This window comes from Bacillus sp. 41-22, assembly GCF_025809295.1.
Taxonomy (GTDB): domain Bacteria; phylum Bacillota; class Bacilli; order Bacillales; family Bacillaceae_G; genus Bacillus_A; species Bacillus_A mycoides.
In genome coordinates this window covers 1,006,558-1,022,025 of sequence record NZ_CP084035.1, presented here as the reverse complement: position 1 = coordinate 1,022,025, position 15,468 = coordinate 1,006,558, and the positions used below count along the sequence as shown (strand labels likewise).

Here is a 15,468-nt window from a genome sequence, read left to right as displayed (position 1 = left end):
GTCGTATAGCAATAAAAACCTGACAATTTCTGCTATTTTTCGACATTATTCTTTTCAAATTACTAAAATAGTAGTCTGTGTACAACACGTCTATCAACTAAAAAATTTTGAAATCAGTAAAGCGAAAAATGAGGTTCCTTTGCAAAGTTTTATAAGGGGTAGCACCCCATCGCTATCAAGCTAACAAAACAAAATCCCCACTAAAATGAAAAAATACGCTATCCTTTCTGTAGAATCATAGGAAAGGATGGCGTTTTTGTATGTCTATTTCTGTATCTGATGAATTACAACTATTTGCTCAAGAAATTCAAAGCTTCTTATCTCCGAATTTCTTACGAGATCTTGCTAGAGATGTTGGTTTTGTACAACGAACCAGTAAGTACCAAGCAAAAGATTTAGTCGCTTTATGTGTATGGATTAGTCAAAATGTCGCTAAAACCTCTTTAACTCAGTTATGTAGCTGTTTAGAAGCATCAACAGAAGTGCTCATCAGTCCTGAAGGACTGAATCAACGGTTTAATGCCACAGCCGTGCAATTTCTACAACAAGTGCTAGCTGAACTTCTCAACCAAAAGTTATCTTCAACTAAGCTGCTCACTTTTTCATACGCTTCTATTTTCAAGCGTATTCGTATCCTAGATTCAACTGCATTTCAACTTCCTGATGTATTTTCATCTGTTTATCCAGGTGCAGGAGGATGCAGCCATACAGCGGGGGTGAAGATTCAGCTTGAGTATGATCTATTAAGTGGACAGTTCCTACATATTCATACAGGTCCAGGTAAACAACATGATCGAACTTATGGTTCTCTATGTGCCCCAACTGTGACAGCGAATGATTTATGTATCCGTGATTTAGGTTATTTTCACTTGAAAGATCTTCAACATATACAAGATAAAAAGGCTTACTATATCTCTCGTATTAAATCAAATACACGTATTTATCAAAAAAATCCCACCCCTGATTATTTTCAAGATGGAAGAATCAAGAAAGGTACAGAGTATATACAGATAGATATGGAGGTCTTAATGAACTCTCTTCACCCAGGACAAACATGTGAAATATCCGACGCCTATGTAGGAATGATTGATAAAGTACCAACTCGTGTGATTGTTCATCGGCTAACGAAAGAACAACAACAAAAACGATTACAAGATCAAACTATAAGAGAAAAAAAGAAAGGAATGAAGTATTCTCCTCGTAGTAAACGACTCAGTGGCATCAATGTATATATGACAAACACCCCTACAGACATTGTCCCGATGGGACAAGTACATGATTGGTATTCTTTACGTTGGCAAATCGAAATTTTATTTAAAACGTGGAAGTCATTCTTTCAAATTCATCAGTGTAAAAAGATAAAACCAGAAAGATGGGAGTGCCATTTGTATGGACAGTTGATTGCCATTCTACTCTGTTCTTCTATCATGTTTCAAATGTGGCAATTACTTCTTATGAAAAAGAAACGAGAACTGAGTGAGTATAAGGCCATATATATGATTAAAGATTATTTTCTTCTTCTTTTCCAAGCTATACAGAAAGACACCCAAGATCTATCAAAGGTTCTATTTCGCCTATTCAACCTCCTACAGCAAAACGGGCGAAAATCTCATCGATATGAGAAGAAAACAGTCTTTGATATATTAGGTGTCGTTTACAATTGTACCATGTCTGATAATCAAGCGGCTTAATTCAAAAAAGGGAGATTTACTTATGAGATTAGGGCTCCTCCTTATTCTTGCTACTGATAATGAGACGTTATGTTAACTAGACGTGTATGAGATATACAATCAAACAAAATTTTTTCCATTTTTATTCTTATTTTAAAATAGATGCACAATCAAAATTCCACCAACAAATAAGATTGAAAATCCTACGACTATATATAATCCGTTTTTTTGTATTCCTAATATAATTGCAAGATAACTAAAAGAAAAAGCCCATTATGCTAAAACTATGATTTCTAACATCTTCTTTTTCATTAAAAGTTAAGCACCCCAAATCCCCTTAAAAAAGTTGTATTCGGAATATTGTAAAAAAATAAAAAAAAGACCCTACAAGAGGGTCTTTCATCAGCTAATATTAAGCTTTTTGAACATTAGTAGCTTGTAGGCCACGTTGTCCTTTTTCTACTTCAAATGTTACACTTTGTCCTTCGTCTAAAGATTTGAAACCGTCGATTTGGATAGCTGAGAAATGTACGAATACGTCTTCTCCACCTTCACGCTCGATGAATCCAAAACCTTTGTCTGCATTAAACCATTTTACTTTACCTTGTTCCATAATTGTTGCCTCCTAGTGTGGATACCCACACATATGTTACTACCCTTGCTCAAATACCTTAGACGAAAAACAAAATTTATTCTTAATCTCAAACCGAACAAAAATAGGTCTTTCTTAAATTAACATACTTTCTAAAAAATAGCAAATTTCAAAAATAAGCCCTTATGGTAATTAGCTACTAATAGTTGTTACTGGAGAAAAAGTCACTATGATAGTCATCACAGCAAGAAATTTCCAAAGGATCTCAACAATATCATTGGTTTGATTTTTTTCAGACATTCAACAACTGATAAAATTAGCTATTTTCGAGTTAAATTTCACTTCTGATAACGGTAATTATGTAAATGAGCTGTCCATATGGACAGCTTATTGTATTTTTGCTTAGCGTGTTTTTTTTGATGCATGTTGATCGTTTTTATCGTTTTGGAGTAACTCGTCCTTGTTAGCTTGATGGATATGGGGTATTTGCATTTCTTATCTTGATGGCAATGTGAAACTATCCCTAATATAAAAATACTTTGTCTTTACAAATAATACTCAAACATTTTTGCAACCTTTTCTTTCATTTTTTCTTTTATAGATAATTGATTGACGTCAGAGGATGTTACTTGCTTTGAATTTTGTAAGTCTGCATTAATCACTGGTTTTATTCTCGAAATATAGATAGGGTCATGAATATAACAGTTCATTTCTTCATTTAAATGAAACGAGCGTGAATCAAAATTCACGGTCCCAACCATCAATACTTTTTCATCAATCAAAAATACTTTACCGTGTAACACCCCATTTTTATAACCATATACTTCCATCCCTTGTTTTAATGCTTTTCGGATATATGGATATGCTGCTTCTTTAACTAATAGTGCATCCGAATGAGGTGAGAATAGAATTTTGACACGGACTCCCCTCTTTCTTGCATCTACTAATGCGTTCCAAATAGTTCTGTCTTTTGGTATAAAATAAGGTGTTAATATAATGATGGATTCTTTTGCTTGTTGAAACAGCATTGCATAATCTTGCCCAAGTTTTTCTCCACTATAATATGCAGTAAATCGTTGCGAGGTTGCTCCCTTTTCCTTTACCGCATTGTGTATCGGAATCGGTTTCTCTGAGTTTTTATTCCAGTCTAATACAAATTGGTGTTCTAAATCTTGAACTCCTTCTCCTCGTATTTGAAGATGATAATCTCTCCAATAACCAAGTTTTTCTTTTTCCCCCAAATACTTCTTTCCAATGTTGAATCCGCCAATGTAACCAACCTTTCCATCAATAACTGAAATACGACGATGATTCCGATGATCCAAAGAAGAAAAAAGATAAGGGAAAACAGGTTTATTGTAATATGTAAAATGAACTCCTTTTTTAACTAATAATTCTCTTTCCTTTTTCTTTAGTAAAATTCCACCTAACCTGTCCACTGCATAGTATACTTCTACACCTTCCTGACTTTTTTTCCGCAATAGCTCTAGAAACTGATGACTTACTTTATCATCAGCAATAGAAAAAAAGTTAATATGCACGTAATGCTTTGCTTTCTCTATATCTGAGAATAATTGATTGTTTAACTGTTTCCCATCTGTATACATAGTAATATCACTTTGACGCATAGGGTATTGACTAGAATTCTGGCTAAATACCCCATTTTTTTCGGCTATTGTTCTGTCAATTTCCCCCCAAACAAACAGAACTAAACATCCACCGATAAATAAAAAGAGGAATGCTCGGAAAATTCTTCCTATCTTTTTCAGCATATTTAATCTCCTTTATATATTATCGTTTTATTTCTGTTAGTTTTTGTTATTGGGACAAAACTATTCCATGCATCTATTAGCTAAAAAATTCTCCTTTGAATGATTAACTATACAATTTCTCATTCGTATATCCCTAAAATTGGAAATCGTACTTTGATAACAAAATAGGCATTCTATATTTTGAAATACATTTACAAGGAGGAATACTACATGACAGTAAGTACTAAACTTAAACAAACTATCGCTGGATTAAAGAGTGCTCAAGCATGCCTAGAAGGATTTGTTCTTGATACTGATAACAAGCAAGCAAAACAATTATATAAAGGTGCAGCACAACAAACTCAAGAAATTATTGAATCTTTAAATCCTCGTCTTCAACAAATTGAACATGAAGAGCCTCAGTACAAGTAATAACATAATACCTTTCACATAGAATATCGTCCCCATGGAAGAGTGCCCAGCTTAAATAACGATTATCATAATGCTGATTACGATTAAAGGGTATCGCCATATGCCCATCAACTTAAGAAACGGAATACACAATCTGCGTATGCTTTTATGAAACGACTCGTTCAAACTTTTGGAGAACCAACGGTTCTGACAACAGATAAGGCCCTTTCTTTACTTTGTTCACTCAAAAAATTAAAGGTGAATGACTTTTATAAAAGTACTACTCATTCTACAATCAAACATTTCAATAATTACATAGAACAAGATCATCGCTATGTAAAGCGCCGGTTTGCTAAATCCTCAGGATTCTAACACTTCGCATAAATCTGTCCTTATAGGTCAAAATATGTAAGGTATTGTGCTGGAATGCACTTGCCTATTCTAAATAAGGAGTGAGATGAGTGGCTGATAAAAACGAACGTAACCGTGTTGATAATGATACTGGCGAAGCGGTAGGAACTGGTGTCGGTGCTGTCGCTGGAGCTGCTTTGGGTTCTGTTCTTGGTCCACTTGGTACCGTTGCAGGAGCTGTTGCAGGAGGAGCGATGGGTAACAAAGTCGGCGAAGGTGCCGATGAGGCTAATGACAGTGTTGCGAACCGAGAAGATTAGACTTTAACCAAAGTGACACTGAATGAATTGGATTCCCAAAAAGGGAGTCCTTTTTTTTATTAAGTTAATTCAGCTTTTTTAGGTAAATTCCCAGTAAGATTGTGAATCAATTCACTTAAAGTAACGTGTGCGTTAGTTCAACAAGCTATAAGCAGCAATCATAATCATTTTCTTGGTCTTCCGCAATCGGGCGCTATTGCTGAATAAACCTTAGATTATCAATCGACTTTATTGTTATATTTTTGAGTACAGTGAAGTATCTTATATCGGAAATTAAACAACTATATTTTAACCCCGTCCTAAATTTAGAACGGGGTTATGCTTGTTTTAGCTTTTTAAATTTAATAGCACCACCTAAATGGAAGTTTTATCTCGAAACGAAGAGGTAACTCCAATTCTAAAAGAAGGGCCTGAAGTGTTTTGGAGTTTGTAGAGTTGATAGATGCTTTAAAATATGTTTCACCAAGTCGTGATAAACCTTTTACAGCTTATAAGCATATTACTGAAAATTGGGATGATAACTGGGATAGTGTAAATTCACAGTGGAAAAATATAATTGGATGATTATCAATTTCTAGTGTCCAAGGTGAAGCATTCAAGGAAGTTACTAGTACCATAGAAGGTTTCTTTAAGGAACAGGAATGACTATTAAGTCATTCCTGTTTGTTTTTTTGCGGTATCAAGTTAAGAAGCACATTCTTCCCCAAAAATCATAAAAATGAACTTCGGTGCTATAAAAAAATTCCATTTAGGGGGTACTTTAATATCCTAAAATAAAAAATGAGCTAAATCCTCCTAAATAGCTATATAGAGATAAAGTTGTTATTACAACATATTTTCCACTTTCAACTTGGTTGTCATTAGAGTGTTTTTCTACAAAATCAAGGATCCGGACATTAACTTCGTTAGAGAACTCACCATTGATTGCGTGAGATGCATTTTTCCAGTTAACTATATCGATATCTTTAACGTATTTTTTCCCAGTTGCAACTGCTTTTACGGAATTGTGCATTGTACTTTTTTCAGCCATTAATGCAAGCACTGGAACATTGATATTTTTCAAGTCTTCTTTACTAAATAGATCAGGTGCTGGTGTTTTAAGTTTATAGTTACGCATACCCGACTCGATTAACTTAGCGATAGGCTCATCGTCATTTGTTTCTGCTCCTCCAGATACATAGCTTAACATCTTTTGTCTTATAAACTTAGGTACAATAGGGACGGCAGCTGGAATAGATGCAAGAATCATCTTTATGGGCATTTGCGCAAATACAAAGACTGGGTCCAATAAACTAGCCGTAGCAATATGCTCTGAATTATATCTGGCCAAATTCATTGTTGTCCAACCTCCAATGGAGACACCCACGATATGCACTTTTTCTAAACTTAATTCTTCAATTACTTCATTTAACCATTCTGCTTGTTGTTTTTGGTTTTCAATCACCTTCGTTTGCACACTCATTCCAGGTTCACCGAGTAAATCTATCGTGTAAACAGGCCTTTTCTCCCTTAGCCCTTCTAAATTGGGTACCCACATTGGAGTAGATGCACCACGTCCAGGGAGTAAGAGTATTGGCTCCTTATGTTTGTTTTCCTCTTTAGTAAAGTAATAAGCACGAATTGTGCCGTATTTAGTTTTTATATCTTTCGTATCGTTAGGTTTTGGAAGAAGTGCCATTGATTCATCGTAGGCAATTTGAAAGTCTTCCTTTCCTTTTTCAGATGTAAAGTGACCAATCCTATTATCATCTCTATTCACTTGAATTCCTCCTTTCTACAAATATATTGATGAACTTTATCAATATATTCATGACAATAATCCGTTGAAAATTTATCTTCTTTAAGCCAAAATTCTCATTTAGAAAAAAGAAAAGACACCCTAAGGTGCCTTTCTCCGACTTGAACCATCTTAATTTTAATAATATATATTGGACTCCCATCCAATTTTCATTTCACCGTATTTATCCATATTTTTGATCAGGAAAATATGAACAACATAGTATCTTATTACTGCTTGTTCATAGCTTTTATCTGTTCTTCATACACATATTTAGTAGTCATGAAGTCGTTAGGGAAGTCGCTGATTGCATTCTTCATAACGTTTAGTTCTTCCTGGGATTTAAGTTCAATACCATTTAAATGGTCAAACGCCTTAGCTTGTTCCTCTGCTACGTAGTTCTGTGTCATGTAATCATCTGGGAAGTCTTTCTTTGCTTTTTCTTTGACGGCATTCATAGCAGCTGTTTTATCGATATTTTTTACAGGATTTGTAAATCCCGATGCAGATTGTTGAACATCTTGTTTAGGCTGTTCTTTCTTTTCTGGTTGAGCTTGAATATCTTGTTTAGGTTGTTCTTTCTTTTCTGGTTGAGCTTGAATATCTTGTTTAGGTTGTTCTTTCTTTTCTGGTTGAGCTTGAATATCTTGTTTAGGTTGTTCTTTCTTTTCTGGTTGAGCTTGAATATCTTGTTTAGGTTGTTCTTGTTTTATTTCTTTTTTCGGTTCGGCGGGAGCTGTTGTAGCTTCTTCTTTGTTATTTTTCCCTCCAACAACAACAATTACGACAACGGCAATGATAAACCAAAACCACCACTTTGTATAAAACGAGTTTTGCATAATTCGCTTCCTCCGATTATAGGGAATGTAGAATTTCTCATCCAAGCATAACAAAAACGGTTATAACTATTATATCGAATTCTGTCGAACTAAAATAAAAAAAAGAGCGCTTGCTCTCGTCGGGGGAATGGTAAAAGAATTAGTAAGTAATTATCGTGAAGGAGAAGCCGCAGTGGAAGTTCTGGTGAGGTTTTTTACTAAACTACGCATAGGTAGAAAAGTAGATATATATACTTCTCTACCTACCTTAACGTTACTTGATAAGTACTTGTTTTAATTATATATACAAGGAAATTAAACCGGATATAACAATCAATAGAAGGATTACTGCAAGTTTATTTTTAGAGGAACACGCTTGTCTGGGACACCTGGATGGATAACAAAAGCAAGTAAAACCACGATTCCTATAAACACAGCAAAAATCTTCTTTTTATTCATTACTAATCCTCCAAAATGTAAAATTCCCAAAGTTATCATAACAGATGCAATTATGTTCCGTTATCACATTATGTCGAACTAAAATAATAAAAAAGCATCTGAAATAGATGCTTTTTTCATTATCAATACATAAACGTAATCGTCACTAAAGAATATCCTTCTTTCGCATTATACGGCTCAGCTTTATAAGAAACACGGTTCGCTCCTTGCGGATAACCGATTTCTCCAATTACTTTTTTCACATCTTGCAATGCGCCATCCATTGATTGTTTATAAAGAATTTCAATCTTTTCTGACTTTGTGCTATAACGTTGCTGCATTTTATTTTTGAATTCATTATAGTTATTTGCGATATATTCATTTCCTAAATAATTTAACTTTGTATCTTTTAATATTTGCTGATATGCAGGTGTTTTCGTACCACCTGTCGCAATTTTATTTGTTAATGTACTATAATAGTTTGTTGTAGCTTGCGGATAGTCCCCTCGGTTCCACACGTGATTCTTCGCAATTTGCTCATCTGATAAGTTGAAATATGAATACGTTACGCGGCCTTGTACATCTGGCACTGGATCATCAAATGTTGTATCAAGATGGTACCATTTGTTATCGATTTTCACTAAATTCCAAGCATGAGGCTGACCGTCTCCAGTTCCTACTACAAAATGATTCTCAATTCCAGCTTCTTTTAATAATTGATAGGTTAATAGTGTGTAACCTTGGCAAACGGCAGAACGATTCGCGAGTGCCTCATATGCTGTATACGCTTTATAAGACGTATCGTAAGAAACATGTTTTACAACATAATCATGAATCGCCTTCACTTTTTCATGATCATCCATCCCGACTTGAATAATAGAAGAAACGATCGCTTTCGCTTGTTTCATCACATATTCTGTTTGTTCTTTCGTTTCACGATATGTAATATTTAGCGTAAACGTATAATTCCCTGGCGATCCAGATAGTGAGTATGAAACATTCGATCTATTATAATTTGTATACTCATTTTTACTTGCGACTTCTTTATATGCGGTGAAAAGTGTATTCATCACTTCTTCTGTATTACTATTTTTCGTTTTATATGGAAGTGTAATGTTCGTTTCGTACGTATTAATACGTGTTTGCACTTCATTTTTGAATGCTGTTAATAATGTCGCATCTCCTGTATCTTGCACCGCAACCTCAGGCTTTTTATATTTCAATGCATTATATAAAAACTGTGCATACTGTTCACGCGTTACCGTTTTAGCTGGTTCAAATTTCCCGTCTCCTGTACCAGATGCAATCCCGTTTGACTGCACCGCACTAATCGCATTTTCTGCCCAAAATCCATTTGGAACATCATTAAATGTATGTTTTTGTTTAGCTGAAACTTGGAACGCATTTTTAATAATTTGCGCCATTTCTGCGCGGCTAACAGAATCTTTCGGTCTAAAACCGCCATTTCCATCACCTTTAAAAATCCCCAATTTCGTTAACGTTAAAACCTCTTCCGGAAACATTGTAGAACCTAAGCGAATATCTCCATACGGATTATTTAAAGTAGACCCATCTTGTAATACATAACGAGCACCATCATTACTAAACGTACCGCCTTGCTTATTCGGTACTAACACACGATAAATTAAAGCTGCAACTTGCTCCCTCGTCGCAACATCACCAAAACCAAACTTTCCATTTCCATAGCCTGAAATAATATTTTTACTCGCTAAGTCTTTAATCGCAGGATAGGACCAGTGCGATGTAGGTACATCCGAAAAAGTACCCGTTTCAGCAGCTTTCACATCACTGCCATTTGTATATAATAAAGCACCACCAATAAGTGATAATGATGTAATTGATTTTAATAGTTTTATGTACATAATGCATTCTCCCAATACGTCTTCTATTTTTGTTATTTTTTGTCGAAAAATCTAAAAAGAATATGACAAAAGACATTATACAATTAAAAGTTTTCGAAGGATATAATAAATTTTAAAATATGCAAAAACTCATATTGTTATATTTTTCCGTATTAATATTACGCTATTTTACTTACGAATATATAAATAAAAAGGAAAATACTAACGTAACATTCATTATACATAGCGCTTTTTGAGATTTTATCGAAAATGAATTTTATATCTTCCTTTTCTACAATAAAAAGAGAGCTGTCCATAAGTCGGTTTCACCAACTTACGGGGTAGCTCCCTCATAATTTCACCTTATTCTATCGATGAATCCAAACTGCACCTGCAGATTTGTCTTCAGCTTGACCTACTACTTCAAACTTCAATCCTAGTTTCGGCAACTTACGTCCTGCATCTGGAATAGCGCTGTTGATGTACTGCTTAGAATCATCAAATTTTGCAACTCCTGGTAATCCTTTATAGTCAAAGATACCGCGAGTTGGCGAGTCTACTCTCCATGCTGGCGCTTGATCAAATGAGAATGCCGCATCGGCAATTTGATAACGCGTACTGCTCTTCACAGTCGGTTGTCCGTTTAATGTACCTACGATTGCCTCTGGATGAGAATCTACTACTCCTAAGAATCCTTCACCTGGATGAACACCTACCCAGTTATCTGTAAAGCTTTGATCCGCATACCATACAACCATTCCTGTATTAAAGACTGGACCACGCGCATGTTTTAACGCCGTGTCAGAACCAGCGTAATTTCTCCACTCTACGTAGTAGTTATTTTTTTTCTGTTCCAATCCGTTAGATACAGTAAATCCTTTTAACGTCATTGCTGGCCCGCCTTCTGCATCATCTGAGAAAACAACTTTGCCATCTACAGTTAATGCAGCATTATCTAACGCAAATCCTTTATAAGCTACTGCAATATCTGTTAAATACTCAAATTGCAGTTTTACTTTTTTCCCTTTGAATTGGCTTAAATCGTATGATTTATCAACCCACTTACCATCAGTTGTATCCACGCCGCCTTTTACATCTTTTTCGCCCATTCTATCAATACGTGTCTTCGTTCCATCTTCTGCAATCGCATATACGTCAAGGAAATCATACTTCGCTTCAAGTTCATAGAATGCCTTATAATCGAACTTAGCATCCTTTGCATTTGTTAAGTCAAATACTGGTGTCTCAAGTGTTGTATGAATGTCATTTCCTTTTGTACTGTAATAAAACTTCTTACCAAATGCTGACTCGATATTTTTAATATCTTTGTCTGGTAAGTTAACACGAACGATTCCTGGTCGTTTTGATTTTGTAACACTTTGATCTAAATACGTTGCAACACCGACTCCCGTGCGAAGTTTATCATAATCTACCTCAACGATATTCGCCCAGTTACCCTTCATATTCTTTTGGAAAAACTCTTTATTTTGTGGTGAGAAACTTGTTGGCTCTGTTCCTGCAATTTTTCCAGCCCAGCTGCCGCCGCTCATAATAGACCATGACTCAACAGGTTCACCTTGTCCTGAATACTTTGTATCGTACTCATCTGGTAAGCCTAAATCATGACCATACTCATGCGCAAACACACCAACCGCTCCATCTTCAGGCTCGATTGTATAATCGTATGCAGCCATCTTTCCGCCCCAATTTGAAACAGAAGATTTTGTGCCATCAATCGCATATGGTTTTGACCCAAGTTTTGAACGATGAGACCAAATCGCATCATCTTTCAATTTACCGCCGCCAGCTTCTTGACCAACGCCCGCATGTACAACCATTAAATGATCAATAATGCCATCTGGCTCGTTTTTATTTCCATCACCATTTTGATCGTATTGATCAAATTGATCATAATCTGCTAAATTAATTCCTTTTGCTACCGCTGCTTTTAATGCTTCTTTCACAAAATCACGTGGCCCTAAAGGACCCTTATTATCATGGCCAGTTCCTGCATCCGCACCATAATCTGAAGCTTTTCCTGGAACAGTAAGCCATTCCGTTACAGTTCCATCCACTGTGTAGCTGCCGCCAGATTGTTCTTCATAATATTGTTTAAATGTGTTAATCTTCGATCCATCAAATAACGTAAATGGTTCATTACCAAATAACATTTTTTGATAATGTTCACGATTGAAGTCCTTAGAATACATGTATCCTGGCTCTTGATCAATATTGTTATGCTTAAAATCGCTAAATTCTACAAGTAAAACAAGTACTTTATCTTTTCGAACAGCACCGTTGTACTCTTCTTGCTTCGCTGGTGCAGTAGGTACTTTTCCATTTAATTTACTAGAATTCAATCCTGCACCTTGTCCAGCTACTGGCCCTACTGTTGGCTGCTGTGCCTGTTCATTTTCCTTCATTTTTGCATCTTTTACTTTTTTCATAAAATCAGAAGCTTCTTGCGTAAGACTATCTCCTGTCAAGATTTCTTTACCAGGGTTTTCCCCTTTCTTTTTCTCAACATATTTTTCGACAGCCTTTGACGTCTCAGCTTGTGATGCAGATTGATCAATTACACCCCGTTGTTTTAGTGCTTCCGCCAAACGCTCATCCGGTATTAAATGCTCATCTATTGGTAGAGATGGTGTTGGTGTATCAGCATACGCTGCATGACTTCCAAAAGCAAAACTACTACTTAGTACTGCTGCTGTTGCTAAAACTGATAATGGTTTTAACTTCTTATTCTTTTTCAATGCATTTCCTCCCCAGTGTCTGCGAATTATCGTTTTTTTTGCCGATAGCAACATAATATTCTCTTTATAGAGAATATTCAATGTTTTTCAACAATTAAATGTTGAGAAATATTTTTTTGTGCAGGGTGGGATACGTAGGATAAAAAATACAACATAAAAACTGATACTTTTCTTGCTGGTGCAAAAACTCTAAAAACCTTGTAAGTACGCTCTTAAACTTGGACATACTGATACTATTAATTTAGCAAAGGTTTGCACCAGAACCTTATTTTTTAATCAACATTATTTAACTGACTCTACTTGTTTTTCTAATTTTATTCCAAGGAATTTAGCAAGCTCAAGCATACCAAATTGATTAGCTACAGACTCTGCGTCAGAATTATAGTTTGTGTTTGTATTAATATCATACGTATAAATTGTTCCATCCGAACTGCGAATAAATTCAATACCAGCGACAGTAATTTCATTTTCTTTCAAAAATTCTTTGTATTGTTCAATAATTGGCTCTTGGAAGTCCGATATAATTTCAAATTTTGTTGACGACTCTTTCTTACTCTCTTCTCCTACTGGGCAAAAAGCATCGTGAATAGAGCAAGCATCTGCTGGACAAAGCTCAAATCCTTCTGATGTATCTACTTTAACTGCATATACAAACTGACCGCCTACAAACTCACAACGTGTAATATATGGTTCTGGCGCTTCAATATATTGCTGGATTAAAGTAATTCCATCAATGGGTTCTTCAAATGTCGGACCATCCAAATATTGTTCTAAAGTATCAATAGAATGAAAAAGTTGAACACCAAGGCCTTTACCTGCACGGTTATGTTTTGTAATGAATGGCACTTCCCCTAACTCCTTTGCTGCTTTTACTATATTATCACGGCCAACAGCACCAATTGTTTTCGGCACTTGTATCCCAAAATTTCTTAATGCTGCATATTGATTCAATTTACTTACTTCAAGGCGTAATGCACGAGACCCATTAAATACTGTTCGTCCGTATCCCTCTAGCCAAGCAAGAACTCCTTCAGTCAACTCAGGTGCATATCGATGCCCTCTCGTATGTGAAGAAGCACTCATACGGCTATAAAAAACACCTTGGGGAGGTTCTTTTTCTAACGAAAGTGTTCCTTCATTTAAAAACCATTCCTCATAAGGTAACTCCAGTTCTTCCAATCTTTTCACCAAATGATCCGTCCATTCCTTATTCTCATGTAATATGTAAATTTTACTCATTTGTAATCAATTCCTTTCTTTTTGCTTCAACTAATGGCATCACTTTTTCAGAAAATCGTTTCATCTCTTCAAGCTGTGGAGAAAATTGTAAAAGTAATAACGTAACACCCACTTTTTCAAAAGCAAGTATCCTTTCTGCAATTTGTTCTGGTGTTCCGATTAAATTAGGACGTAATCCACGATTAGATACGGAATAATCATTGAGCTTCACTTGCTGTTCCAAATGCGACTTACTAATAAAATCTTGGTAACCCGCATAACCTAAAGCATCGTCTTTCACATCCGTTATACGTCTCCATTCTTCTAATGCCTCTTCTTCTGTATCACGACAAATGACGTAAGCCGCGAGCCCGAATGACTGCAATGGCTCCTCTGTAACTTTCTTTCTACGATTCTTCATATCTTCTATTTTCACAAATACTTCTTCCACTGTTCCCCCATGCATTACATATGCATCCGCGTGATTTACAATGACCTCTTTTCCTCTCTCACTCTCACCACCTGCATAAAGCTTAATTCCTTGTTTCTGCACAGGTTTTGGACTTAAATGTGTATGATGAAGCTCATAAAAGTTCCCTTTATAAGAAAACTCTTCTTCTTTCCAAAGCTCTTTCAAAACTGTTACAAATTCCTCTGTGCGATCATACCGTTCATCATGTGCGGTAAATACCCCGCCGTACTGCTTCGCTTCTTCTTCCCACCATGCTGAAACTACATTTAATGTAAAACGGCCATTACTTAATTGATCGATATTTGCTGCCATTTTCGCTGTAACTGCTGGATTGTGGAAGCCAGGTCTTACAGCTGTCATAATCTCTAATCGATCCGTTACCGCAGCAAGTGCTGCCGCAGTTGTCCACGCTTCTAAACTTGGTGCTGAAACACCTTTTATATCATTTAAATTTAATTCTGCTATAAGTGTTGTTGAAAAACCTAATTGTTCTGCCGCTTGCGCTGTTTGTTTTGCATACTCAAACGTAGGCGGCATAGATTCATCATCTACATTTCGAAGCCATCCCCCAAAAATCGGCAACCAAAAACCATACTCCACTACCTATTCCCCCTTTATCTTTTAACCATAAAAAAAGCTACTCTTAACGAAATAAGAGTAGCCTTCTTGACTAAATGAACCGCCCTTATCTTTCAGGTGTTTTTCACCTGCAGGATTTGGCACCTTTCGTCTAAAACGAGGTTGCCGAAGTTTCATAGGGCCCGTCCCTCCACTTCTCAACATAAGAATTGTTTGATTTCCATTTATTATAATCATCAGAATAATAAAAATCAATCGTTTAATACTTATTTTTCCGATAAACATTAAATGATATATGAAACATCATATTGTTATAGAGATTTATAGGGTATTATGTTGTTTTACTTGCGGATATATAAAGGGCTATGTTGTATCATGTCGAAAACATCATTTATAACCAAGTTGCTTTACTTCTATCTTAAAAACACAGAAAAATAAATATCAATCAAATGA

10 protein-coding genes, 3 pseudogenes and 1 riboswitch are annotated in these 15,468 nt (G+C 35.7%); of the genes and pseudogenes, 5 read left to right on the top strand and 8 right to left on the bottom strand.

Translation table 11 applies throughout. The features are described from left to right. The first annotated feature begins 260 nt into the window (after positions 1-260). A complete protein-coding gene (locus LCF45_RS05150; RefSeq protein WP_263894636.1) occupies positions 261-1,691 on the top strand; it encodes an IS4 family transposase in 1,431 nt (476 codons plus the stop codon). 391 nt (positions 1,692-2,082) lie between these two features. On the opposite strand, the gene LCF45_RS05145 is transcribed toward LCF45_RS05150, so the two are convergent. Together LCF45_RS05145 and LCF45_RS05140 are read right to left on the bottom strand one after the other, a co-directional pair. After that, entirely contained in the window at positions 2,083-2,283 is a 201-nt protein-coding gene (locus tag LCF45_RS05145; protein WP_000434816.1) for a cold-shock protein, read from the bottom strand. 524 nt (positions 2,284-2,807) lie between these two features. Further along, on the bottom strand, positions 2,808-4,034 hold the full coding sequence (locus LCF45_RS05140; RefSeq protein ID WP_016126658.1) for a phospholipase D-like domain-containing protein: 1,227 nt from the start codon (positions 4,032-4,034) through the stop codon (positions 2,808-2,810). A 210-nt stretch (positions 4,035-4,244) separates the two neighbouring features. Between LCF45_RS05140 and LCF45_RS05135 the strand changes: the two genes are divergently transcribed. The 4 genes and pseudogenes from LCF45_RS05135 to LCF45_RS27015 all read left to right on the top strand — a co-directional run bounded on the left by LCF45_RS05135 (position 4,245) and on the right by LCF45_RS27015 (position 5,740). Continuing rightward, positions 4,245-4,445, top strand: a complete 201-nt coding sequence (locus LCF45_RS05135) for a DUF1657 domain-containing protein (protein WP_000218933.1) — start codon at positions 4,245-4,247, stop codon at positions 4,443-4,445. A gap of 114 nt (positions 4,446-4,559) precedes the next feature. Further along, positions 4,560-4,793 (top strand): annotated as a pseudogene (locus tag LCF45_RS05130) (DDE-type integrase/transposase/recombinase); the annotation flags it as partial. A 92-nt stretch (positions 4,794-4,885) separates the two neighbouring features. Next, the gene (locus LCF45_RS05125) at positions 4,886-5,095 is read left to right on the top strand and encodes a glycine zipper domain-containing protein (RefSeq protein WP_000764047.1); all 210 of its coding nucleotides are present in this window, start codon (positions 4,886-4,888) and stop codon (positions 5,093-5,095) included. A gap of 435 nt (positions 5,096-5,530) precedes the next feature. After that, positions 5,531-5,740, top strand: a pseudogene (locus LCF45_RS27015) (hypothetical protein). 208 nt (positions 5,741-5,948) lie between these two features. Here LCF45_RS27015 and LCF45_RS05115 read toward each other — a convergent pair. The 6 genes and pseudogenes from LCF45_RS05115 to LCF45_RS05090 form a co-directional block, all read right to left on the bottom strand. Next, positions 5,949-6,854 (bottom strand): annotated as a pseudogene (locus tag LCF45_RS05115) (alpha/beta fold hydrolase); the annotation flags it as partial. A 248-nt stretch (positions 6,855-7,102) separates the two neighbouring features. Continuing rightward, a complete protein-coding gene (locus tag LCF45_RS05110; protein ID WP_243514383.1) occupies positions 7,103-7,711 on the bottom strand; it encodes a hypothetical protein in 609 nt (202 codons plus the stop codon). A 560-nt stretch (positions 7,712-8,271) separates the two neighbouring features. After that, on the bottom strand, positions 8,272-10,011 hold the full coding sequence (locus tag LCF45_RS05105) for an S-layer homology domain-containing protein (protein WP_263894634.1): 1,740 nt from the start codon (positions 10,009-10,011) through the stop codon (positions 8,272-8,274). 347 nt (positions 10,012-10,358) lie between these two features. Then, a complete protein-coding gene (locus tag LCF45_RS05100; RefSeq protein ID WP_198957799.1) occupies positions 10,359-12,746 on the bottom strand; it encodes an immune inhibitor A domain-containing protein in 2,388 nt (795 codons plus the stop codon). A 282-nt stretch (positions 12,747-13,028) separates the two neighbouring features. Continuing rightward, positions 13,029-13,985 (bottom strand): ATP-grasp domain-containing protein, encoded by a 957-nt coding sequence (locus LCF45_RS05095; protein ID WP_263894632.1) that lies wholly within the window; start codon positions 13,983-13,985, stop codon positions 13,029-13,031. Continuing rightward, positions 13,978-15,036 (bottom strand): LLM class flavin-dependent oxidoreductase, encoded by a 1,059-nt coding sequence (locus tag LCF45_RS05090; protein WP_002186537.1) that lies wholly within the window; start codon positions 15,034-15,036, stop codon positions 13,978-13,980. Before LCF45_RS05090 ends, LCF45_RS05095 begins: the two co-directional genes overlap by 8 nt. Before the next feature lie 82 nt (positions 15,037-15,118). Further along, positions 15,119-15,224: riboswitch (SAM riboswitch) on the bottom strand. Between the last annotated feature and the right edge of the window lie 244 nt (positions 15,225-15,468).

Excerpts from the sequence above, each read along its gene's own strand:
- LCF45_RS05150 (WP_263894636.1), top strand. The coding sequence starts at position 261 with ATGTCTATTTCTGTATCTGATGAATTACAACTATTTGCTCAAGAAATT.
- LCF45_RS05145 (WP_000434816.1), bottom strand. The coding sequence starts at position 2,283 with ATGGAACAAGGTAAAGTAAAATGGTTTAATGCAGACAAAGGTTTTGGA.
- LCF45_RS05140 (WP_016126658.1), bottom strand. The coding sequence starts at position 4,034 with ATGCTGAAAAAGATAGGAAGAATTTTCCGAGCATTCCTCTTTTTATTT.
- LCF45_RS05135 (WP_000218933.1), top strand. The coding sequence starts at position 4,245 with ATGACAGTAAGTACTAAACTTAAACAAACTATCGCTGGATTAAAGAGT.
- LCF45_RS05110 (WP_243514383.1), bottom strand. The coding sequence starts at position 7,711 with ATGCAAAACTCGTTTTATACAAAGTGGTGGTTTTGGTTTATCATTGCC.
- LCF45_RS05105 (WP_263894634.1), bottom strand. The coding sequence starts at position 10,011 with ATGTACATAAAACTATTAAAATCAATTACATCATTATCACTTATTGGT.
- LCF45_RS05095 (WP_263894632.1), bottom strand. The coding sequence starts at position 13,985 with ATGAGTAAAATTTACATATTACATGAGAATAAGGAATGGACGGATCAT.